Genomic DNA, 22,636 nt, shown 5'->3' with positions numbered 1-22,636 from the left:
GAAGCAAGGATTTGATATCATTCCGGCCCGGAGACCGGAATAGATATGAGATACAAAATTTTTTAGGCTGAGCAATGAAAGAACTACACGATATTAAGGCTGCTTTAGAGCAAGTAAAAGACACCACGAAAAAGCTAGCCTTGGCAACTTTAGTTAAAGTGGAAGGTTCAACTTATCGCCGGCCTGGTGCGCGAATGTTGATGAGTGCAGATGGCTTGATAGTAGGTGCAATTAGCGGTGGCTGTTTGGAAAGTGATGTATTTGAGAAAGCACAGCAGGTAATGAACACTGGTAGTCCTTGTGTGGTTAAGTATGACTCCACCTCGGAGGAAGATTTAATTTGGGGATTGGGGCTTGGCTGTCAAGGCATTGCTTATGTTTTGATTGAATCGTTGCCAGTAAACGAGCCGAACCAAATTAGTTTTGTCCACAAATGCCTTGATGCTCGGGTTGAGAGTGCTATTGCAACTGTATTTAATATAGAGGGTGAAAGCAAATCTCAAATAGGCGATCGCTTGCTACTAAATTCAGATATCATCAATCACATCAGCGATGAGGAATTAGCAGCAGCGGTTTTAAGGGATACACAAGCAGCACTTCAACACAAAACCTCGGTAGGGAAACAATATCAGTTAATAGGCGGGAAAGTTGAAGTTTTTATTCAAGTCATTCAGCCACCGCTGTCGCTGGTAATTTTGGGTGCTGGGTATGATGTTCTTCCCGTTGTTCGCTTTGGCAAACAGTTAGGATGGCATATTACTGTAGTCGATCACCGCCAACGGGAAGCAAGCCGAAAGCGTTTTCAAGAAGCAGATCGAGTTAAATTTTGTTCTCCTCAAGATGTATTAAAAAAAATCGAGATAGATGAGCGTACTGTTGCTGTAGTTATGACTCATAATTATTTAGACGACCTGGAATTGCTGAGAGTGTTATTGCCTTCTGGCTTAAAATACTTAGGTGTACTTGGCCCTAAGAAAAGAACAGACCGATTATTGCAAGAACTACAACAAGAAGGAGTTATCCCCACTCCACAACAGCAACAAAATTTATATAGTCCGGTGGGACTCGACATTGGGGCAGATAATTCCGAAGAGATTGCTCTGGCGATTATAGCCGAAATTCAAGCAGTAACAGCAAAGCATCAAGGTGGTTTTTTAAGAAATCGCACTGTACCAATTCATGATTCAATCAATAGTCAATTATCAAAAATTTAACGGCTAATACGAGTATGTTCTTAATAATCAAAAATCCAAAACTTGGGTATGGTATTTAAAATTGGTCTAATTATTCTCGCTGCTGGAGCTGCAACCCGCATGGGAAGACCAAAACAATTGCTTTCTTATCAAGGACGCAGCCTCATACTTCATGCGGTTGAAGTTGCCTTAGCTTCTATGAGCCAACCTATCATAGTAGTCCTGGGAGCTTATGCAGAACAAATTAAACCGGAACTAATGCCAAAGGCGGTGCAAGTTGTAGAGAACTCTCAATGGCGAGAGGGAATGTCTTCTTCTATTCGCGCTGGTATTAGTATGCTACTGAAAACTAACTCTAAACTTGATGCAGTTATCATCTCACTTGCCGATCAGCCGCTAGTTTCTCCCCAGATTTTAAATCAATTGATTGAGTCTTATCAAGAAACACAAAAAGTAATTATTGCCTCAAAGTATAACGAAACTACAGGTGTACCTGCCCTGTTTAGCAAGGCCTTATTTCCAGAACTGATGCAGCTTGAAGGAGATAAAGGTGCAAAAGCATTAATACAAAAATATATAGATACTGGATTGATTCTGCTAATACCAGAAGCTGCGATTGATATTGATACCCCGGACGATTACAAGCAGTTGCTATTAAAGAATTTTAAAGAGTGAATAAATTATGAAAACTAACGATCGCCAAATTTACCAACAAGTAATTTTGACACACGCCAGAAAACCGCAAAACAAAGGAAAAACTAACCCCGTACACCGTCAACACCGAGGAGAAAATCCTTATTGCGGTGATGTGGTTGATTTAACGCTGGTACTAGATGAAGCAGAAAGTAAAATTGCAGATATTAAATTTGAAGGTGCAGGTTGTGCTTTGTGCCTTGCTTCTGCTGACTTAATGGCGATCGCTATCAAAGGTAAAACTATTTCACAGGTGCTTTTAATGGTAGAAGAGTTCCGCGAGATGGTAATGGGAAATACTCAGTTTGAGCCTCCGTTGGAGAAACTCAATATCATGCAAGGTGTTTCCCGATATCCGATGCGGGTTAAGTGTGCAACTTTGGCTTGGCATACCCTCAAAGCGGCGCTGAGTTCGGTTGAAACTAGGAATGAACAGGTATAGTGACATCCAATAGAGGCACATCCAATAAACTCACGTCGATCGCTTTTACATTGGCACCCCTTTGCGGTGAGGGATCTCCCGCCTCAACCATGACTGAACCGACAAGTGTGGGGTCGAATCGCCTGTGCAATCCGCTATTCGTCAGTTCGTCTCTGTGGGCTTGCGCTCTGTCTGCCTCGCGCTTTGCCGGCTGGTCGTTCATTAACGACCTATCTGGCTTTTCACTCGGTTTGGCAGCGTTCATTTCTAAATTTGCAGGATTGTACAACAATCTTAGACGATCGTTCTATTGCTTGCCCTTGAGGATTCTTAGAATGAGTCTAAAGCAATGAAAAACGATTCCGGTTTCTTGCAAGCGTCTGGATTTTTATTCAATAGAAAACGCAGATTTGATGGGGCAAGAGATTGGCCTGCTGACAACCAAAATGCCATCAAAGCTAACCTTGTTTCTTAAAAAATCCCTCCCTATTGATAGAGAAGCGATAAGCGCTCAATTTCTACGATTGGGAGAGCCACCGAAATGGCATCAAGTGAAGGAATTAAGAAATGGAGATTAAAAGAAGTGGCTCACAGCCTGCGGCCAAAGGACTGGACGAGTATTTTACCGGCACTGTCCGTATTGACCCCCTGTTCGAGGCGCACGATCCAGCACGCACACTTGGTGCCAGTGTCACGTTTGATCCCGGCGCTCGGACAGCATGGCACACTCACCCGTTGGGACAGACCCCGATCGTAACGGCTGGCTGCGGACTTGTACAGCGATGGGGCGGCGCGATCGAGCAAATTCGGCCGGGAGACGTGATTTGGTTCTCGCTTGGTGAGAAGCATTGGCACGGAGCCACCCCAACCACGGCAATGACGCACATTGCCATTCAGGAACAGCTCGACGGCAAGGCCGTGGACTGGCTGGAACAGGTTAGCGACGAACAATACCAGGCACCAAAAGTAAACAAATTAGGAGCATCAATTCATGTACAACACAAAAGCTTATTCCGCAGCTACTGCAACATCGCCCCTGGACTCCGCCACGATCGCGCGGCGCGATCCAACCGCACACGACGTGCAGATTGAAATCCTCTTCTGCGGTATCTGCCACTCCGATGTCCATTCTGTACGCAACGAGTGGAGCAGCGTCATGCCCACTACCTACCCAATTGTTCCCGGTCATGAGATCGTCGGTCGTGTCACCAAGGTCGGCTCAGCAGTTACAAAGTACAAACCTGACGATCTCGCCGCAGTTGGCTGTCTGGTGGACTCCGATGGAACCTGTCCCAATTGCAAAATCGGGCTTGAGAACTTCTGTCCGAACCTGACGCTCACCTTCAACTCCCCAGACAAGCACAAGACCGCTCCTGTCACCTACGGCGGCTATTCCGACAGCATCGTTGTCGATGAACGCTTCGTTCTGCGCGTCCCCTCTAACCTCGATCTCGCCGGAGTTGCACCGCTTCTCTGCGCCGGGATTACAACCTATTCTCCCCTGCGCCACTGGGGTATCACCGAGGGTAAGAAGGTGGGCGTGGTCGGTCTCGGCGGACTGGGGCACATGGGTGTGAAGTTTGCTCATGCGTTCGGAGCCCACGTCGTCGTCTTCACTACCTCGCCCAATAAAACGGAAGACGCGCTCCGCCTTGGTGCGGATGAAGTCGTCGTCTCCCGCAACACCGACGAAATGCAGCAGCACGCTGGCAGCTTCGACTTCATCCTCGACACCGTATCTGCCAATCACGATATCAACGCTTATCTCAACCTGCTCACCCGCGACGGCAACATCACCCTTGTCGGCGCACCTGAGAATCCCCTTGAAGTCTCGGCATTCAGCCTGATTATGGGGCGGCGCAGTCTCTCGGGCTCCAACATCGGCGGCATAGCGGAAACCCAGGAGATGCTCGACTTCTGCGGCGAACATAACATCACCGCCGATGTCGAAGTCATCCCCATCCAGAAGGTCAATGAAGCTTACGAGCGACTGCTCAAGTCTGATGTGAAGTACCGCTTCTGTATCGATATGGCATCCCTGAAATCTGAATAACTGCGATCGCATCTCGAAGGAGTCATCATGCAGAAACAGGGCGTTGCTGATTTACGGTATGCAAGGCAAAATATGCAAGTCATAGAAACCATTTTCGACACAGTTTCTGGATTTTAAACTTATTTTTTCATACCCTGATTAAGCAACGCCCTGTGCGAATGTTTTGTGTGGTTTAATTGCCTATTGCCATCAACCTAAGAAGCACTCTCTTGGGTTTGATTGGGTTTTGCCTCCTTCTGCTTAACCAGAACTGACGTTAGTTAAAACGGGATTTCCTCATCTTCATCTTCCACAGTCTTAGCTGTCATCCGCCAACTGGTAATATACTCAATTTGCACGTCAATTTTGTTAATAGCTTCCCCTAACTGCTTTTGGATGTATTGAGTCAGCGTCACCATAAAATCTAACTCAACTCCCACAGATAGCGCAAGTTTTGCCAATTTAGCAAAATCTACCTTCAAAATCGAGGAACTGGATAACTTAAAATGGGGAGTATTTTCCTTATTTTGCACCAACATTGCTTTTTTAATGCGCTCTTTCAGATGCTCAACTTCTGAATCCAGTAACTTCCATTCAGGCAAAATTTCTTGATACCTTTTCCCCAACACTGTTAAATCCTCACTCTCCGGTTCCGGCGCAATTTTTTTAGTAGATTTTCGCCGTTGCTGTACATTAGAATTCAACCGCCAACTCGCAATCTCCTCAACTTCCAAAGATGGATCAGCGATGAATTCTCCTAACTGTTTTTGAATTTCTTTCGTCAGCGTCACCGGAAAATTCAACTCAATTCCCTGAGTTTGCGTCAGTCTTGCCAGCGTCATAAAATCAACTTTCATTGTTATAGAACTGGAAAGCTGAAAACAAGAACTATCTTTGAGCTTTTGCGCCATCATGCCTGCTTTAAATCGTTCTTTCACTTCAGCGATTTCTGAATCAAGCGGCTTCCACCGAGATTCTATTTCCTGATATTTTTCGCCCAATGCTGTCAAGTTTTCCGTTGCGGGTTCGGGATAACATTGGGCAAGGATTTCTAGCAGGCGGCGATGCACTCCAGCTAAATAAACCGCGTCCATCTTAGCATATTCTAGCTGCTTCTGGGTCAGGGGACGTTTTGCCCAATCCCCGCCCTGTTCGGTTTTATCTACATAAGCTATGCCGCAAAGTGTTTCTATTAAAGTTTTGAGTTGTCGATCGGGTAATGGCAGAATGTAAACTGGAATCTTTCTCGCCATTTGCAATGTACAAGTGACATTTTGGGCGTCGTCATTGCCCAGAAATCTGATGTCATAGCTGGCGTTGTGCAATACTTTTTCAATATCTGGATTTACCATGATTTGGTTGACGAAATCTTTTGCCAATTCAGGTTTATCTAAAACATCTAGCAGAAAAGTTGCATCTCCTGTCGAATCTGTGGAGTCAGCTAACACCTGAATTAGAGATAATCTGGGATTGGATTTATAGTCTGCTATTTCTGTATCAACCCACAGGATTTTAGCTTGGGAAAATTTAGCGATGAGTGCTTTGATGTCGTTTGCTGCTGTTAAATAAGGCATTTTTACAGACTTTTGCTATTAACTTTTGGCTTATATTATGCTATAGCAATTATCGGATCGATTGTCAACGATCGCATTAAGGACACGGCAATGCCGTGTCCCTACATATATCTTTTCAGAATTAGTATTAAATGTTGACCCGTCTTGGAGGCAGAAACCGGGAATAGACGATCGCACTTTGAACCTTCAACAGCAGTAAGGTGCACCGAAGCGCACCCTACAAACTATTAACCTATCAATACTCCGGACAGTTTTTTGGGCAGCGACTGAAACCCGCATTCTACCGTTAAGATTTCACCTGCTGAGGAAGCTGAAACCCTTATTCTACCGTTGGTGATTGAAAACTGTCCGGACTATTGAACCTATGACTATTCTGCCGCTTCGTCAGATTCCGATTCTTCGATCGACTCTTCACCCGCAGGCGGCACCAAAGCCACAGCTACGATCGAATCATCCTCGTCCAACCGCTGCACCCGCACGCCCGTTGCAGTGCGAGATTGCGTGGAAATTGCACTCACAGCCTGACGGATAATAATACCTCGGTTGGTAATAATCATCAATTCGTCATCTTCGTTGACAATTCGCAGCGCTGCTACCTGATCCTTGCCCTTTTTCGACTTGAATTTAGTAGCCGTCAATCCCTTACCAGCCCGTCTTTGCAGGCGGAATTGAGAAACTGGAACCCGTTTGCCGTAGCCGTTGGTGGTGATTACCAACACCGAAGGAACTTCGCTGCTAACTGTGGGAATTTCTTCGGCATCTTCGCCTTCAATTTCCTCAGCTTCCACTTCTAATTCTTCGTCTTCCAATTCCACATCTTCAGCTTCCAAGTCCGCAATTTCTGCTCCTTCAAATTCCAATTCGCCCGTTTCTAACAGAGCAATTTCTGCTCCCTCAAATTCCGATTCGCCCGTTTCTAATTCAGCAATTTCGGCAACAATTGAACTCGGCAAAATGTCCATGCTGATCAACTCATCGCCCGATCGCAATTTCATTGATTTTACACCCCGCGTCGCCCGGCCGACAGGGCGCAACTGTTCGTGATTGGTGCGGAAATGAATTGCCATGCCTTGGCGCGTGCCGATGATGATGCTGTCGCCAACTTTTGCTCTCCGCACCCAGCGCAGTTGGTCGCCTTCTTCTAGAGAAATCGCAATTAATCCATTAGTGCGGATGTTGCCAAAAGCGGAAAGTGCGGTTTTCTTGATGTAGCCGCCGCGAGTCAACATTACCAAGTATTCTTCGCTGGTGAATTCTGTGACTGACACCATAGAAGTGATTTTTTCTTCTATAGGAATCGGCAGCAGTTGCACCACGGGAGTGCCGCGGGCAGTGCGGGAACAGATGGGAATTTGATAAGCTTTGACTGAGTAAACTACGCCCCTGTCGCTGAAGAACAAAACGCTGTCATGATCGCAGCAGGAAAGGAAATGTTCTACTCCGTCGTCTTCTTTCATTTTCGCGCCTGCTTTACCGCGAGTAGCGCGGCTTTGGGCCTCGAAAGTGCTGACAGGCATCCGCTTTATGTAGCCTTGCTCGGTGATCAGAATAATTGCTTGTTCGTTGGCAATTAAATCTCTTTCATCGATTTCTCCTTCGGCGTGTTCGATGACGCTGCGCCGGGGAGTGGCGATTTTGGTTTGGATTTCGACTGCTTCAAATTCGGCGATTTCTAAGATGCGTTCCCGGCGCGCTAAGATATCTTCCAAATCGGCGATTTTCGCTCGCAGTTCTTCGTGTTCTTGCTGGATCTTTTGCGCTTCTAAGGCTGTCAAACGCCGTAACTGCATTTGCAGAATTGCGTCGGATTGCTGTTCGGAAAGACCGTAATTATCGATCAATTCCTGTTTGGCTGCGGCAGAGTCGGCAGCGGCGCGAATTAGGTGAATAATTGCATCTAAGTTGTCTAGGGCAATTAATAAGCCTTGCAGAAGGTGGTCGCGTTCTTCTGCTTTGCGGAGCTCAAATTGAGTCCTGCGAGTAATTGTCTCAATGCGGAAGTCTAGGAAGACATTGAGGAATTGGGAGAGCGTAAGTAGTTGGGGTTCCCCGTTTACTAGCGCTAACATATTGGCTCCAAAGTTGGCTTGGAGGGGTGTTTGTTTGTAGAGGTTGTTGAGGACGACGCGGGGATAGGCGTCGCGCTTTAGTTCGATCACGATGCGCATTCCGTCTCTGTCGCTTTCGTCGCGAATGTCGGAAATTCCATCTAATCTTTTGTCGTTGACAAGTTCGGCAATTTTTTCAATTAGCGCTGCCTTGTTTGTTTGGTAAGGCAATTCGGTGATAATAATTGCTTCTTTGTCGGGGCGGCCCGGATGTTCGATGGTTTCAATGCCGGCGACTCCGCGCATGGTAATCGAACCGCGACCGGTGGTGTAAGCATCGCGAATGCCGCCTCTACCCAGAATTTGCCCTCCGGTGGGAAAGTCCGGGCCGGGGATGTACTGCATCAATTCCAGGTCGGTAAGTGCTGGATTGTGGATTAGTGCTACTAAACCGTCAATTATTTCGCCTAAATTGTGCGGCGGAATGTTGGTGGCCATCCCTACAGCAATCCCGGAGGAACCGTTGAGCAAAATTTGGGGAATGCGTGCCGGGAGTACGAGGGGTTCTTGCTGGGAACCGTCGAAGTTGTCGCCGAAATCAACTGTTTCCGAGTCGATGTCGCGCAGCATGGAGTCGCTAGTCAGGGCTGTGAGGCGACATTCGGTGTACCGCATGGCAGCGGGCGGGTCGTTGTCAACGGAGCCGAAGTTGCCGTGGCCGTTGATCAGGCGTTCCCGCATGGAAAAATCCTGAGCCATCCGCACCAGGGCGTCATAAACCGCTGTATCTCCGTGCGGGTGATACTTGCCCAGCACTTCCCCCACGACGCGGGCGCATTTGCGGAAAGGTCGATCGGGAGTCAAGCCCAATTCGTTCATGGCGTAGAGAATGCGTCGGTGAACGGGCTTGAGACCGTCCCTGGCATCTGGTAGCGCCCGACCGACAATTACGCTCATGGCGTATTCTAAGTACGATCGGGACATCTCACCACCCAGATCCGTCGGGATTATCCGCGACTCAGAGATACTCATAGGTTGAAAAACTCCGTTAAAACTTTAAATTTGACCGCTATAAATCCAAAAAATGTGATAAAATCGGTTTGGATTCAGTAGAGCTGCCAAATATTGCAAATTACTCCTGAAATTATATCACAATTTGCCTTTGACTTTATGGGAATGTCGCCAGAAAAATTAACTGACGAAACAAGGAGAATTGGCAATTTTGCAGTTGGTGATTTAGTCATCAATTGGCAAAAGCTAGAAAGGTTTTTTTAGGCTGAAGGATTTCATGCTTTGGTGAGTTTTTTTGACTGCGATCTAAAAAAATAAAATGGTTGCCAGATAGAAATTTTAATTTCACAAAGCCGAATGCCGAATTGAAGCAAACTGAAAATCTAAAATATAAAATATCAACTCTAAAATCAGCCGATGCTACCCGTCATCTACTCCGAAGATTTCTTGCTGCACAAGACTGGAATGCTTCACCCAGAGCGACCAGAACGTTTAACGGCGATCGCGAATGCTCTGAAAGCTGCTCCCTGGGCGGCTCAAATTGAGTGGCAACAGCCCACCCCAGTGGCGCAGCGCGAACAAAAACTGTTCGGGGCTATCAAAAAAGTTCACGCGCAAAGATACATCAAAGAAGTCGAACATTTGGCTCATCGGGGAGGCGGCTACCTCGACGGCGACACGCCGATTTCTGCGGAAAGTTACGACGTAGCGCTGCTAGCGGCGAGTGCTTGGCTCGATGGGGTCGATCGGGTGCTGGCTGCGTCAGAGCCGGCTTTCGTGCTGGCCAGGCCGCCGGGACACCACGCCGAAAACGCCCGCGCGATGGGTTTTTGCTTGTTTTCCAATGCTGCGATCGCCGCTCACTACGCCCTGGAACAGCCGGGAATCAACCGCGTCGCCGTCCTCGACTGGGACGTGCACCACGGTAACGGCACTCAATCTTTGGTGGAAAACTGCCGGCAAATTGCCTACTGTTCCCTGCACCAATCTCCGTGCTATCCGGGAACGGGAGATGCCGATGAGCGCGGCGCCTACGACAACGTGTTGAACATTCCCCTGTATCCGGGCGGCGGCATAGCTGAATACCTGAGCGCCTTTGAATCTCTTGTCGTGCCGTTTTTGTCAAACTTTGAACCGGATTTGTTGATTGTCAGCGCAGGTTACGACGCTACAGCCTCCGATCCGCTGGCGAGCATGACTCTAGCGCCGTCAGATTTCGGTACTTTCACCGGATACTGTCTGCAAATCACCCGCCGCATCGCCTTTGGTTTGGAGGGCGGTTACGCGCTGAAAGAGTTGGCCGAGTCGGTTGTGGCGACGATCGACCGATGCCTCAATTAGCTGGAAAATTGGCAGACGGGAAAATGACGGAGAGAAGCGGTAATATCATCAAATCCGGTAGCATCCGAATTAATATTACCAGAGATCGGGACACGGCAGTGCTGTGTCCTGGGTTTATATCATTGCCGATCGCCCCCACAGCCTTCTTCCTGATATCCGTTACATCCGTTACATCCGTTACATCCCGTACATTGCTCGTTGCCGAACTTCCTGATATCCGTTACATCCGTTACATCCCGTACATTGCTCGTTGCCGAACTTCCTTCTTCCTTTAGTGACAAGCATCACAAATTAAAAAGATCCAAGTCACTTGGCATCACAGTCTCGGTCACCGGTTTTTAGCCCAAAAATCACAGCGTGTCAATGTTTTCGATCGCCTTTGGAGTCGATCCCAGAGAGCATAATAGGATTACAATAAATATGTAAAAAATTTATCTGTCTCAATCAATTAGGAGGTTTATCATGTCAGTTTCTCAAATGACACTCGAAGAGTTATTTGGTCAGGTCATGTTCTCCAGCGTCGTGACTCGCCACGACCGGAGACAGCTCAGATCCGCACTTTTAGAAAGAACGCTGAATGAAGATGAGTATGCCATCATCAACAGACTGCTGTACAACGTGCGCCGCGGTTGGGTAAAAATTGTCGATTAAAGACCTGGCAGCTACTCCCTGTAGAGGAGTTAAAAGTAGAAAATGCCAGTTAAAAACTTTGATATGCGGCATTTCTGCGGGTGAGATGTTGGGTTAGATAGTTCGATGTATTTGGGAACGGTAGTTGATTATGAAAATCGCGATCGACATCACTCTATAGGTAGAGATAATTATAAAATAATAGGTTGCGGGTGCATCTCTACTTGTTTAAAAAAAATGTGAGTTTTGAGTAGCTAACTGAAAAGTTACAGTTAACTCAAAACTCATTATTTTTGCAAAAAATTCAAAGAAGTAATTTGCGATTTGCCGTGTTCGTTGGGGCGGGTTTACGAGATTATGGGTTTTTGGTATAGATGGTTGGTAAAACCCGCCCCAACAAGCCATTCGCATTCCTCAACCAAACATTCCGGCAATTTGAGTCCGGAAGTGTCAAAATATTAACAACCAATTCATCCCTAAAATAATATGGCTCCCGCCGTTTTAATTGAAAATCTTCAGAAACGCTACGGCAATGTAGAAGCCGTTAAAGATGTTTCCTTCAAGGTAGAACCGGGGGAAATATTTGGTTTGCTAGGCCCCAACGGTGCAGGCAAAACCACTACCCTGCGGGTACTTTGTACTTTAACATCGCCAGACAGGGGACGCATTGAAGTGTCTGGCATTTCTGCTGTGAGTCAGCCGAGAATTGCCAGACAGAAACTCGGCTACGTCGCCCAAGAAGTTGCTCTCGATAAGGTGCTGACGGGGCGGGAACTCTTGCAACTGCAAGCAGCGCTTTACCATTTGCCGCGCCCTACGATTAAAGGGCGGATTGACGAAATGGTGAAACTCCTCGGTTTGGAGGAGTGGGAAAATAAAAAGACGGGCACTTATTCCGGCGGTATCCGCAAACGCCTCGACTTGGCTGCTGGGTTGCTTCACCAGCCGGATGTTTTGGTGTTAGACGAACCGACTGTCGGGCTCGATATTGAAAGCCGGGTGGTGGTGTGGGATTTCCTGCGGCGCTTGCGGGAGGAAGGTACTACGGTTTTGATTACGAGTCACTATCTCGAAGAAGTTGACGCTTTGGCCGATCGCGTGGCGATTATTGACAAGGGTACGGTAATTGCTGAGGGTACGCCGGAGGAGTTGAAAAATCGGGTTGGGGGCGATCGGGTGACTCTGCGGATTCGGGAGTTTTCGCCGATCGAAGAAGCCGAAAAAGCTAAAACTCTGATGCAATCTTTGCCTTTTGTGCAGGAAGTAATTGTCAACGCGGCTCAAGGAAATTCTCTTAATTTAGTAGTAACACCGCAAAGTGATGCGCTGGTGACTATTCAGCAAGCTTTGAAAAATGCGGGATTGCCTGCGTTTGGGATTGCTCAATCTCGGCCGAGTTTGGATGATGTGTATTTGGCTGCGACTGGTAAGACGCTGTTGGATGCGGAGTTGGCTGCTGCTAGCAACCGCGATTTGAAGGCTGAGCAAAAACAGGCGATGCGATCGTAATTTGAGGGAAGAGGGAAGTTCGGCAACGGATTTTGTAACGGATGTAACGGATATAACTGAAATGTTACACCATTCTCAATTAGCTGTAGGGGCGGGTTCGCGAGTAGCCTTAAAGGTTACAGACAGGTCAAATAAACCCGCCCTCCCCCATCGAAAATCCCTTTATTGACATTACAATATTATTTTGAGGTAGGGACACGGCATTGCCGTCTCCTCTATTATTCCGGTGCAACCGGATTTGACATCATACATCCAATACTTGTTCTGCTGTCAGCGGTAATTCTGGGAAAGTTCGAGATATAATTCGCTCAGTTCCTCGGTAAGCAGTCATTTGATAAACGCCATTTTCATCAAGCAGGTAAACAAACACAGTCGGCTCTTTCGGGTTGCCCAAATAGTTTCTGCTACCCAAAGCTAAATAATCGACAATCCAATATTCAGGAATTCCCAGCCGCTGATATTCATCCAGCTTGTCGATATAATCATCTTCCCAATTTGTTGAGACAACTTCTACAACTAATTGTGGTGGTTCAGTTAGTGCTGAATAGGCGAAGGGCTGCGATTCCCAGAGGGTTTTGTCTACTACTGTAACATCAGGATGGCGGCCTTGTTCTTTACCATTGGGGGTTAATGTCCTCAGCATAAATCTGCCAGATACCCTGTAATTGAGCGGAACGCGATCGGCTTCTCTATCAAATTGTTTGATCAGAAAATCAGCAACATCCTCATGCAGTCTTATTGGTAATATTCTCACAATTTCTCCATTGACAAGTTCATAGCGGCCTTCTGCGTCGGGAAGTTGCTTGACAAATTGCTCGAAACTGAGCATCTGCTTAGGTTTGGTAGGAGTTGCGGTCATGGTTTTATCTCATTGCTCTAAATGTTTAAGACTATTCTGCAACCATTTTAACATACTGTTTTAACACAGGTGGAATCGTGAAAACGGTTTCAGTTTCACAGATCAATTTTTCGAGCAGTCGCCGTGTGGCTAAAAATTGAATTGCTTTCAATAATTCGACTTATCACTCTTAATATTTACTCTCTTACTGTGTCATCCATGGTTCCCAGTCTGGTGGTTCGGAAGCAGTAGTTCCAATTCTCGTTAAATCAACCTGGCTTTGATAAGCATTATTCTGCCAACAAATTTCTATATACTTTTTAACACCCTTTTGAGAAAATATCATGGTTCGGGGTCTGTATCTTCCACAAGCCCATGGATTCTCTGGTTTACCTAAGATTAGGTTAAACTTAAACTCGTTTACTGAAACTACAACCCCCTTTAATTCACCTGCTTCAGTCCATGGTTGTACAGAAATTGATTTAAATATATTTATGGTTCTATCTTCGGGAACGTTAAAGTACATTCCCCAATGTTCTGGCCAATAATGATTGTTATAAAGAATATCAACCCATTCTCTTTTAAGTGGAACATCCATTTTTTGACCCTGGGTGGCTAGTTGACCTGACGCTACCATAGCACAAACTGTTTTAAGCATCCACTTCTCAATATCTTCACCAGAAAATACTGCCAGTTCTTCCTTTGGATCATCCCTGTTAAAGTCTTCATCAAAATCTAGAATAGTTCTAAAAAATCTTCCCATCTGAGCATCTAGGTCAGATAATGCCTGATTGTGATTTTCACACAAAATCTTAGAAGCAAGACTTTCAGTAGGTAAGACTTTCCAAGTTTCATAATCAATCCAAGGGACACCAGTAATTTTAACTCCCCTCTCGTATACCAACTCTTTCAAAATATTATGTGAAATAAAATGCTCTCTAGTAATTTTTGTGCTGCATTTTTTAGTTAAAGAGGCATAACATTTAGGGTGTGCATAATCTTCTACCGGAATAGGTCTTACTTGAACAAGAGCAGGATCTTTATTCCACCTTCCCTTACTAACCAAGCAGCAAAACTTTGCTTTTTTTCCGCTCTCGCAAGGGCATAAATCGTAAGCTTTGAAATTTTTTCTAATGCTCATTGATGGCTCCTAAGTTTATTTGTAAGAGTAAAAATTGTTGTGGATAAATAAATTTATCATGGTTAGGCGTTCAACGACGCTCTATTGCAGAGTTTATGGCAGAGATTCCATAATCTAGACCAAAGTGGCGATCGCCCTTGATGACATAGCTTTATTTTCCTAGTAAATCAAGTTTTTAGCTAGCAGAGTTAATGATAGCTTGTTATAATTTTAACATAATATATTTTACTTGATATAATTAAAACTATTGCAGCCAAAAGGTGAACGGCATGGTACAACAAATCGCCCCACAAACAACACCAGAAATCATCTACCCCGACAGCGACGGTCAACCAATGGCAGACAACACCAAACAATTCCGCTGGATTGTTACAATCAAGGAAAACCTAGAAATATTATTCGCTACTTCCCCGGACGTATTTATTGCTGGTGACTTACTCTGGTATCCCGTCGAAGGCAATAACAAAATTCGCAAAGCACCAGATATACTCGCAGTCTTTGGCAGACCAAAAGGAGACAGGGGTTCTTACAAACAATGGGAAGAAGATAATATTCCGCCTCAAGTAGTATTTGAAATATTATCCCCAGGAAATAACAACACCGAAATGCTCCGAAAAATATTCTTCTATCAAAACTACGGAGTAGAAGAATATTATATCTATGACCCAGATACCTTAGAATTTACAGGATCTCAGCGAGTGGGCGATCGCCTAGAAGAAATCCCAGAAATCAACGGTTGGGTTAGCCCCCGCTTGGGCATACGGTTTCAAATGACACCAGAAACCCTCGAAATTTATCGCCCAGACGATCGCAAATTCCTCACTTCCGTAGAATTAGATCGACTTCGAGAACAGGAAAGCCAACGTGCCGATCGCGAACAGCAAGAAAAACAACTCGTTCAGCAACAGCTAGAAGAAGAACGCACTCTGCGACAACAGGAACAGCAGCGCTATCAAGCTTTAATAGAATTGCTGCGAGAAAAAGGGATTGACCCCCAACAATTGTAAGGGCGATCGCCCGCCCAACACCACCAATACCTCCAGACTTGCTACTGTAAAGAGAGTTAGATTTAATCAAAATCAGCGCAAGCAATTATGAGCGGTACTGTTACATCCCCCAACAACCTCAACCAGCAGCGGCCGCTCTCCAAGCCATCCGCTGACACTTCGAGTTCCCTGCTGGGCGACTTCATTCAAGAAACACTCGCCTTAACCAAGCGCCTGTTTATTCAATTGCAGCGCCGCCCCTCGACGCTAGTTGCAGGAATTATTCAGCCGCTAATGTGGTTGGTTTTATTCGGAGCTCTGTTTGAAAATGCTCCCGCTGGCTTGTTCGGCGAAAGCCAGAATTACGGGCAATTTCTCGGCGCTGGTGTAATCGTTTTTACTGCGTTTGCAGGGGCGCTGAATGCCGGTTTGCCGATTATGTTCGATCGCGAATTCGGATTCCTCAACCGCTTGTTAGTCGCGCCCCTGGCTTCCAGATTTTCGATCGTCCTAGCTTCCGCTATTTTTATCGTCACCCTGAGTTTCATCCAAACGGGCGCAATCGTTACGGCTGGCGCGTTTTTGGGCGCGGGATTGCCGGGAATTGCCGGACTCGGGGCGATCGCCCTGATCGTGCTGCTGTTAGTTTTGGGCGTCACCGGTTTGAGTCTGGGTTTAGCATTTGCTCTCCCCGGTCACGTAGAATTAATTGCGGTAATTTTTGTTACTAACTTGCCGCTGTTATTTGCCAGCACAGCCCTCGCGCCGCTGTCGTTTATGCCAGACTGGCTGCAAGTTGTTGTGACTCTCAATCCTCTAAGTTATGCGATCGAACCTATTCGCTACTTGTACCTGCACAGCGATTGGTCGCTAGCCAGTGTCGTGATGCACGCTCCTTGGGGTAATGTTAGTTTTGGAGGAGCGCTGTTAGTATTGCTAGCCTTTGATTTGGTAGCGCTGCTGAGCATTCAACCGCTGCTGAGACGCCGGTTTGCTTAGTTAGGTATAGGTGACTGTGGGGTGGGCTTCTAGCCCGCCCTTGATATCAATCAATTGTAGGGACACACGGCAATGCCGTGTCCTTACCCGGATCTAAACTTTTAAGAAGTGCTACAATATTTGTTGCCAATCAGAATAAGCTGTTACGCATTTAAACCATTAACGATCCAGGTAAGGTGCGTCAGCTAGAACGCTTACTATACATGGGAAACGCTTCTTTACTGACGCACCCTACTATCCTCCTTTAAATGCCGAACAGCTTATTGTTTAGATATAATTGTTTTTTTTGAAGGCTAAACTAAAAAATCATGAACATCAAAACTTCTAAATCAGGCAATTGGATGATTCGGGTAACAGTCAGCGCGATCGCCTCCTGTGCTCTTTTCTCACCTCAAGCAACATTCGCTCAAGCCAGCGGTTTAACTAATTCCCCCCAACCGCTGCAAGACTTTCAAACTCAAGACAATACCGACCCTTTTTCCGGCCGCAGCAGCGGAAGCGGAATATTTGATTTAATTCACCGATCCAGATTGGGAAACGGCCGCAGCATGGAAGAATTTAATACCGAACAGCGCCAAAATTTGAACGAGGCGGCCACAGAATTTCGGAACAAACAGCGCCAAATACTGGAAAAACAAGCCGTACCTGCACCAGGGGCGATCGCACCTACAGAAATTACCGCCCCTGTCCCTTAAATTGCTTTCTTAGTCCGCTTGGAGTGGACTTCGTTTGTCTAGCAGCGGTTTCAACCGCCGAGTTTTAATCTTTATTTATTAGTCTCGCCTTGTGCGGACTTCGTTTGACAAGGAGGGGTTTCAACCGCCCAACGATCTGCAAACCATCGCCCTTAATCCCGTTCCAACCACGCCCGCATTTTACCCGGAGTCAGCAAACCGCAAGGATCGACCAACTCTTTAAACTGCAAATGTTCCACATTAATACTCTTCATCCTTCCATCTTCCAATATGCGGTATGAGATTGTTTTTAGTTCTGGGCAGAGTTACTATAAGATTTTTGACTCTGCTGGCTCAATAAAAGAAAAAATCTCAGAAACGCAATCCCAAAACTGCTCCTGAACTGGTAAAAAAAGAAGAATTGACCCAATGGCTAGAAGCTCATCGCAATGAAATCGAATTAGGTGAATTGGTAGTTTTGTTTCAGGATGAATGTCATCTTCTTTGGGAGATATCTGTTTAATTTTGAGCGAAAAAAGTCCGGCTGTAGTTGCGATCGCACTCAATTTCTTCATCTCTGTAACAATGCTAAGCTGTCGCGCATTTAAATTGCATATTCGGGGCGGGCTAGAAGCCCACCCCACAAGAGTTTGATTGTTTTTTGACAGACAATTTAAATGCAGAACAGCTTAAGCTGTTACGCATTTAAAATAGTATTGTAGGGTGCCACGGCTCCTTTCTCGTTTCCCTTGTAAGCGTAAGTGTTCGCTTCTGACGCACCCTACAGGCCCCGCCCGGTGGTTTAAATGCGTAACAATGCTAGCGCCTTGGATGCTGCTTGAAAAAATTAGACCTCTTGCAAAAGTCCTTTTAATCAAATTTTGGAACGGGCTCTCCGGCCCGTTCCACAAGGAAAATGTTTTTTGTGGGATGGGCATCTTGCCCGTCCTAGTTATTTTTGCAAGAGGTCTATTGAGTCAAACGCATTTGGATCTTTATTTCTTTTCATGAATCCGATCCTGATTTACGCAGTTATCACCCAACTATTCCTGTTTACAAAAACCAGAAATCACGAAATTTGGGCAGCAGGCACTGTCGGCAGCGCTATTTTCTTGCCACCTCTAATTTTAGGGCTGCTCTCCCTCTCCCCAGAAAAAGCTCCTATTCTCTGGTTATCTGCAATATTCCCGAGATTTTGGTTTGCGTCGCCTTTGACAGCCGCGTCAGGAAATACGATTTTGTTCTCCATACTCAGTCAGTGGAGTGTCTTGGTGTTGTTGAACCTCAAATTGCGATCGCAACTGAAAATTGCAGGGAAATCAGCTTCTAAAGCACTGCTGAAAGCTTGAAAAAGCAGGGGAAGGAGAAGGATCGGACTTACGCAAGGGTGTAATTTTTACACGATCGAGACTTAGGCACTCCAACCAGAGAAACCGGGTTTTTTACGAAAAGATGCGTTGCAGCCCGCACGCGGGCGTAAAAAACCCGGTTTCTGGACTCCTATGTGTAACTCCTGTTAAATTTAAAAAATAATTTCTGACTGTACAGATCCAAAATTAGAGATTTAGCGTATATTACTGATGAACGCAGTACAAGGTTTCATAAATTCGCACCGCTAAAAGTTCAGCTTGGGGTTTGCAGTTGCGCTGTCTGCACCCCTGGTTATACAGCCAACTGTCGAGTATCGGCGGGTATTGTAAAACTTCATTGAGTTTATAAGCAATTATAAACAATAATGGTATCATATCGCTATGAATGTTGAACAAGGAATACGCACAGCTCAAAGAACGGAAGTCTCAAATGCAGCTAACAGAGAGGCACATCATTAAATCGACGGAACACCGTTTCGCCCAAATAGACGAACTAGCTTTTTTGTCCAAAAATCTCTACAATGCCGCCAATTACGTCATTCGTCAGAGCTTTATTTATGGATGGGGCTATATCGGCTACAACGAAATGAATCGCTTGATGAAGTCTCACGAAGCTTATAAGGCAATGCCTGCCAAAGTAAGTCAGCAAATCTTAATGGTTTTAGACAAGAATTGGAAATCGTTTTTTGAAGCCGTTAAAGCTTACAAAGCTGACTCTACTAAATTCACTGGTCGCCCGAAACTGCCAAAGTACAAAGATAAAACTAAAGGGCGAAACATTCTCGTCTACACAATTCAAGCAATTAGCAGCAAATTCCTAAAAAAAGGAATTATTAAACTTTCTGGCACTGAACTTTCAATTAAAACCCGGCTCAATCCCAGCCAGATTTGTCAAGTTAGACTGGTTCCGAAATGCGATTCCTATGTAATTGAGGTAATTTACGATGAACCGGAGTCCACCATCAGCAATGCCAACTCTGTAGCTAGTATTGATTTAGGGCTGGACAATTTAGTAGCGCTAACTTCAAATCAACCGGGATTTATCCCTTTGTTGATTAACGGGCGACCATTAAAATCGATTAACCAGTTCTACAATAAACGCAAATCCCGATTGCAATCCCAGTTAAAAGGAAATCGTCAAACCTCACCCAGAATTCAGCGATTAACTCGCTGTCGCAATCAGAAAGTTGATAATTACTTGCATCATGCTAGTCGTGTGATTATTGACCATTTGGTTCATCACCAAATTGGAACGCTAGTCATCGGCAAAAATGCACAGTGGAAAACCGATATCAATCTAGGTAAACAAACCAACCAAAATTTCGTCAGCATTCCTCACTCTCGATTAATTGAGATGTTAGAATACAAAGCTCGGCTGGTAGGAATCACGGTAATTGTACAGGAGGAATCCTACACATCCAGAGCAAATTTTGTGGGATTAGACCCAATTCCTGTTTATGGAAAAACCGAAAAAGAGCCTGTGTTCACTGGAAAACGGATCTCGCGAGGATTGTACAAAACATCGACGGGTCGGTTAATCAATTCTGATGTGAATGCTTCGTACAACATTCTCTCAAAAGCAATCCCAAATGCCTTGTGCGATGGGATAGGGAGCTGTGTAGTTGGGCCAATGCGGGTTAATCCGCTCAAAGTAAAACAGAAAGGGGAGGGCTGACGCCTCCCATGTCATTGCAATAAATGACTATAGTTTTACCAGCTATATCTGTATCTGGGGCGACTTTATATATCTATCTCTGGAGGCGGATTTATTTTTTATTTTAGCTGCGTACAATATTTTTGGTAAAATTGGCTCCTCAGGCCTAAAATATTTCGGTCAAATTAGCCGTTGCTGCGAATTTGGGAAATTTTGTACTGAGAATCCTGTTGCCTAAAGGCGGCGGGAGTGTAAAATTTAGAGAGGGATTGGATCGTGGCAGAAATTAGAGGCACTGCACAAGCAGACGCGCTTGCAGGAACTCCAGAAAATGATTTGATTTTTGGTTTGATGGGCAATGATGCAATTGCTGGAAATTCAGGCAATGACAGCATTTTTGGCGGGAAAGACAGCGATTCAGTAGATGGAAATTCCGGGAGAGATTCGCTATTTGGGGATTTAGGTAGCGATACAGTTAATGGCGGCGAAGAAAGCGACTTTTTATTTGGCGGAAAAGGCAGCGATTCTATCTCTGGAAACTCGGGAAATGATGTTTTGTTGGGGGATAGAGATACTGATATCCTGATAGGCGGAGACGGGGCAGACTTATTTGTTTTGAGGCGCTACGTTGAGGCTGACCCTTTCCGTACCAGCGGCGGTGTTAGTTTGGCAAGTGCTGACGCGATCGCCGATTTTACAGTCGGTACAGATTTAATCGGTTTGGGCGAAGGTGTCAGTTTTAGCGATTTGAATATTCTGGAAGCTGGAAACGATACTGTTATTCAAGACCGGGTGACAGGAGAATTTTTCGCTACTCTCAGAGGCGTGAGACAAAGCGCGATTAACCAGGCAAGTTTCACTAATAATATTAGCAGCATTGTTCCCACCCCCCCGCCTCCAGCGCGGACAACGGCTTATGCTTTAACTCCTGCTAATCGGATTGTCGGTTTTAGTCTTTCCAATCCGGGAAGTGCGATCTCAGATTTGCCCGTGACTGGATTGCAAGCGGGAGAAAGTTTGCTGGGAATTGATTATCGCCCCGCTAACGGTGTGCTTTACGGTGTGAGTTCTAGCAATCGCTTGTATACTGTCAATCCGATGACTGGGGAAGCAAGTGCAGTCGGTAGCGGGCAGTTTGCTGTTCCTCTAACTCCGGGGGCTGCGGGTTTTGATTTCAATCCGACAGTCGATCGAATTCGGTTTGTCAATGAAGCCGGTCAAAACGCCCGCCTCAACCCGGATAACGGGGCACTTGTGGATTTTGACACGCTGGCGGGGGGAATTCAACTCGACGGGAATTTGGCTTACCGCACGGGCGATAGCAATTTTGGGTCAACTCCGGGGGCTGCTGCTGCTGCGTACACGAACAATTTTGCGGGGGCAACTTCGACGACGCTGTTTGTAATTGACAGCAATTCTGACGTTTTGGTGAGGCAAGATCCGCCGAATAATGGAGTGTTGAATACGATCGGATCTTTGGGAGTTGATGCAACTAGCATTCTCGGCTTTGATATCAGAAGTATTGGCGGCCGCGAGGTGGCAGTGGCGGCACTGGAAGTCGGGGGCGTTTCGGGCTTGTACAATATCAATTTAAGTAGCGGTCAAGCTTCCTTTGTAGGTCAAATTGCCGACGGGAGACAGATTAACGGTTTGGCTTTGCCTTTGCCTACAGCTTACGCCTTAACTGTCAGAAATGGCGCTGAAACAATTGTCGGTTTTAACGAGGCGGCACCGCGGGCGATTCTCAGCGATGCGGCAGTTACGGGGTTGCAGCCGGGAGAAAGTTTGCTGGGGATTGATTTTCGCCCCGCTAACGGTGTGCTTTACGGTGTGGGTTCTACCAATCGCTTGTACGCGATCGATCCGGTGACTGGGGCTGCAAGTCAAGTCGGTAGCGGGCAGTTTGCTGTGCCGCTGACTCCGGGGGCTGCGGGTTTTGATTTCAATCCGACAGTCGATCGAATTCGGTTTGTCAATCAAGCCGGTCAAAACGCCCGCCTCAACCCGGATACGGGGGCAATTGTCGATGCTGACACGCTGACGGGGGGAATTCAACTCGACGGGAATTTGGCTTATGCTGCGGGCGATCGCAATTTTGGCAATTCTCCTGGAGGTGCGGGGGCTGCCTATGTGAATAACTTTGCCGGGGCAAATTCGACAACGCTGTTTGCAATTGACAGCAATTCTGACGTTTTGGTGCGGCAAGATCCGCCGAATAATGGGGTGTTGAATACGATCGGATCTTTGGGAATTGATGCTGGTACCGTTCTCGGCTTTGATGTCAGGAGTGTTGGCGGTAACGAGACGGCCTTGGCTGCGATCGAGGTTGCCGGAGTTTCCAGCTTGTACAATATCAATTTGACGACCGGTCGGGCTTCGATTGTCGGTCAAATTGGCGACGGCAGGGGATTTAAAGCTTTGGCACTGACTTTGATTTAAATAGGGGAAGGAAGAAGGAAGAAGGAAGAAGGAAGAAGGAAGAAGGAAGAAGGAAGAAGGAAGAAGGAAGAAGGAAGAAGGAA

Annotated in this window: 21 protein-coding genes and 2 pseudogenes; 16 read left to right on the top strand and 7 right to left on the bottom strand. The window is 46.1% G+C overall.

The genetic code is table 11. The features are described from left to right. The first annotated feature begins 74 nt into the window (after positions 1 to 74). Genes QUB70_RS11975 through sufU form a run of 3 tightly spaced genes read left to right on the top strand, consistent with a single transcriptional unit; the run spans position 75 to position 2,328 of the window. Entirely contained in the window at positions 75 to 1,214 is a 1,140-nt protein-coding gene (locus QUB70_RS11975) for an XdhC family protein (protein WP_332980522.1), read from the top strand. A 48-nt stretch (positions 1,215 to 1,262) separates the two neighbouring features. Beyond that, positions 1,263 to 1,868: a nucleotidyltransferase family protein gene (locus QUB70_RS11970; protein WP_332980520.1), complete on the top strand. Its 606-nt coding sequence runs from the start codon at positions 1,263 to 1,265 to the stop codon at positions 1,866 to 1,868. Positions 1,869 to 1,875: 7 nt separating this feature from the next. Further along, complete coding sequence (gene sufU, locus QUB70_RS11965) at positions 1,876 to 2,328, top strand: Fe-S cluster assembly sulfur transfer protein SufU (RefSeq protein ID WP_332980519.1); 453 nt, start codon at positions 1,876 to 1,878, stop codon at positions 2,326 to 2,328. Here sufU and QUB70_RS11960 read toward each other — a convergent pair. After that, positions 2,309 to 2,572, bottom strand: coding sequence for a hypothetical protein (locus QUB70_RS11960; protein WP_332980518.1), 264 nt, complete (start codon positions 2,570 to 2,572; stop codon positions 2,309 to 2,311). The two genes, sufU and QUB70_RS11960, sit on opposite strands and share 20 nt — an antisense overlap. Before the next feature lie 302 nt (positions 2,573 to 2,874). Between QUB70_RS11960 and QUB70_RS11955 the strand changes: the two genes are divergently transcribed. Further along, positions 2,875 to 3,399 (top strand): (R)-mandelonitrile lyase, encoded by a 525-nt coding sequence (locus QUB70_RS11955; protein ID WP_332980516.1) that lies wholly within the window; start codon positions 2,875 to 2,877, stop codon positions 3,397 to 3,399. Next, positions 3,299 to 4,360: an NAD(P)-dependent alcohol dehydrogenase gene (locus QUB70_RS11950; protein WP_332980515.1), complete on the top strand. Its 1,062-nt coding sequence runs from the start codon at positions 3,299 to 3,301 to the stop codon at positions 4,358 to 4,360. The genes QUB70_RS11955 and QUB70_RS11950 overlap by 101 nt, the downstream gene beginning before the upstream one ends. Before the next feature lie 260 nt (positions 4,361 to 4,620). Here the strand turns inward: QUB70_RS11950 and QUB70_RS11945 are convergent, their stop codons facing one another. After that, positions 4,621 to 5,913 carry a ribonuclease D gene (locus QUB70_RS11945; RefSeq protein ID WP_332980513.1) on the bottom strand — a complete coding sequence of 431 codons (1,293 nt, stop codon included), beginning with the start codon at positions 5,911 to 5,913 and terminating at the stop codon, positions 4,621 to 4,623. Between the two features lie 368 nt (positions 5,914 to 6,281). After that, on the bottom strand, positions 6,282 to 8,993 hold the full coding sequence (gene gyrA / locus QUB70_RS11940) for a DNA gyrase subunit A (RefSeq protein ID WP_332980511.1): 2,712 nt from the start codon (positions 8,991 to 8,993) through the stop codon (positions 6,282 to 6,284). Positions 8,994 to 9,389: 396 nt separating this feature from the next. On the opposite strand from gyrA, the gene QUB70_RS11935 reads away from it, so the two are divergent. Continuing rightward, positions 9,390 to 10,313: a histone deacetylase family protein gene (locus tag QUB70_RS11935; protein WP_332980509.1), complete on the top strand. Its 924-nt coding sequence runs from the start codon at positions 9,390 to 9,392 to the stop codon at positions 10,311 to 10,313. 119 nt (positions 10,314 to 10,432) lie between these two features. Here QUB70_RS11935 and QUB70_RS11930 read toward each other — a convergent pair whose 3' ends face one another. Next, the gene (locus tag QUB70_RS11930; RefSeq protein WP_332980508.1) at positions 10,433 to 10,594 is read right to left on the bottom strand and encodes a hypothetical protein; all 162 of its coding nucleotides are present in this window, start codon (positions 10,592 to 10,594) and stop codon (positions 10,433 to 10,435) included. A 181-nt stretch (positions 10,595 to 10,775) separates the two neighbouring features. On the opposite strand from QUB70_RS11930, the gene QUB70_RS11925 reads away from it, so the two are divergent. After that, complete coding sequence (locus QUB70_RS11925; RefSeq protein WP_015175516.1) at positions 10,776 to 10,964, top strand: hypothetical protein; 189 nt, start codon at positions 10,776 to 10,778, stop codon at positions 10,962 to 10,964. Positions 10,965 to 11,171: 207 nt separating this feature from the next. Here the strand turns inward: QUB70_RS11925 and QUB70_RS32685 are convergent, their stop codons facing one another. Continuing rightward, on the bottom strand, positions 11,172 to 11,348 hold the full coding sequence (locus QUB70_RS32685; protein ID WP_442927772.1) for a hypothetical protein: 177 nt from the start codon (positions 11,346 to 11,348) through the stop codon (positions 11,172 to 11,174). Between the two features lie 81 nt (positions 11,349 to 11,429). On the opposite strand from QUB70_RS32685, the gene QUB70_RS11920 reads away from it, so the two are divergent. After that, on the top strand, positions 11,430 to 12,452 hold the full coding sequence (locus tag QUB70_RS11920; protein ID WP_332980505.1) for an ABC transporter ATP-binding protein: 1,023 nt from the start codon (positions 11,430 to 11,432) through the stop codon (positions 12,450 to 12,452). Positions 12,453 to 12,696: 244 nt separating this feature from the next. Here the strand turns inward: QUB70_RS11920 and QUB70_RS11915 are convergent, their stop codons facing one another. Together QUB70_RS11915 and QUB70_RS11910 are read right to left on the bottom strand one after the other, a co-directional pair. Next, on the bottom strand, positions 12,697 to 13,311 hold the full coding sequence (locus QUB70_RS11915; protein ID WP_332980502.1) for a Uma2 family endonuclease: 615 nt from the start codon (positions 13,309 to 13,311) through the stop codon (positions 12,697 to 12,699). A gap of 184 nt (positions 13,312 to 13,495) precedes the next feature. After that, entirely contained in the window at positions 13,496 to 14,431 is a 936-nt protein-coding gene (locus QUB70_RS11910) for an SEC-C domain-containing protein (protein WP_332980501.1), read from the bottom strand. A 269-nt stretch (positions 14,432 to 14,700) separates the two neighbouring features. Here QUB70_RS11910 and QUB70_RS11905 point away from each other — a divergent pair, with 269 nt between their 5' ends. From QUB70_RS11905 to QUB70_RS11875, 8 genes and pseudogenes are all read left to right on the top strand, one after another. Then, a complete protein-coding gene (locus QUB70_RS11905) occupies positions 14,701 to 15,438 on the top strand; it encodes a Uma2 family endonuclease (protein ID WP_332980500.1) in 738 nt (245 codons plus the stop codon). An 87-nt stretch (positions 15,439 to 15,525) separates the two neighbouring features. Next, entirely contained in the window at positions 15,526 to 16,416 is an 891-nt protein-coding gene (locus QUB70_RS11900) for an ABC transporter permease (RefSeq protein WP_332980498.1), read from the top strand. Between the two features lie 308 nt (positions 16,417 to 16,724). Beyond that, positions 16,725 to 17,111: a hypothetical protein gene (locus QUB70_RS11895; protein ID WP_332980497.1), complete on the top strand. Its 387-nt coding sequence runs from the start codon at positions 16,725 to 16,727 to the stop codon at positions 17,109 to 17,111. Positions 17,112 to 17,384: 273 nt separating this feature from the next. Continuing rightward, positions 17,385 to 17,598: pseudogene (locus QUB70_RS32680) on the top strand (IS630 family transposase); the annotation flags it as partial. Next, complete coding sequence (locus QUB70_RS11890) at positions 17,583 to 17,744, top strand: hypothetical protein (protein ID WP_332980495.1); 162 nt, start codon at positions 17,583 to 17,585, stop codon at positions 17,742 to 17,744. The pseudogene QUB70_RS32680 and the gene QUB70_RS11890, both read left to right, overlap by 16 nt. Positions 17,745 to 18,097: 353 nt before the next feature. Next, entirely contained in the window at positions 18,098 to 18,439 is a 342-nt protein-coding gene (locus QUB70_RS11885; protein WP_332980494.1) for a hypothetical protein, read from the top strand. A gap of 451 nt (positions 18,440 to 18,890) precedes the next feature. Beyond that, positions 18,891 to 20,154: pseudogene (locus tag QUB70_RS11880) on the top strand (RNA-guided endonuclease InsQ/TnpB family protein); the annotation flags it as partial. 236 nt (positions 20,155 to 20,390) lie between these two features. Then, positions 20,391 to 22,553 (top strand): DUF4394 domain-containing protein, encoded by a 2,163-nt coding sequence (locus QUB70_RS11875; RefSeq protein WP_332980492.1) that lies wholly within the window; start codon positions 20,391 to 20,393, stop codon positions 22,551 to 22,553. The last annotated feature ends 83 nt before the right edge of the window (positions 22,554 to 22,636 follow it).

Origin of the sequence: Microcoleus sp. A003_D6, assembly GCF_036702825.1 — a bacterium.
Lineage (GTDB): Bacteria > Cyanobacteriota > Cyanobacteriia > Cyanobacteriales > Microcoleaceae > Microcoleus.
This window is presented reverse-complemented; position numbering and strand designations above follow the sequence as displayed.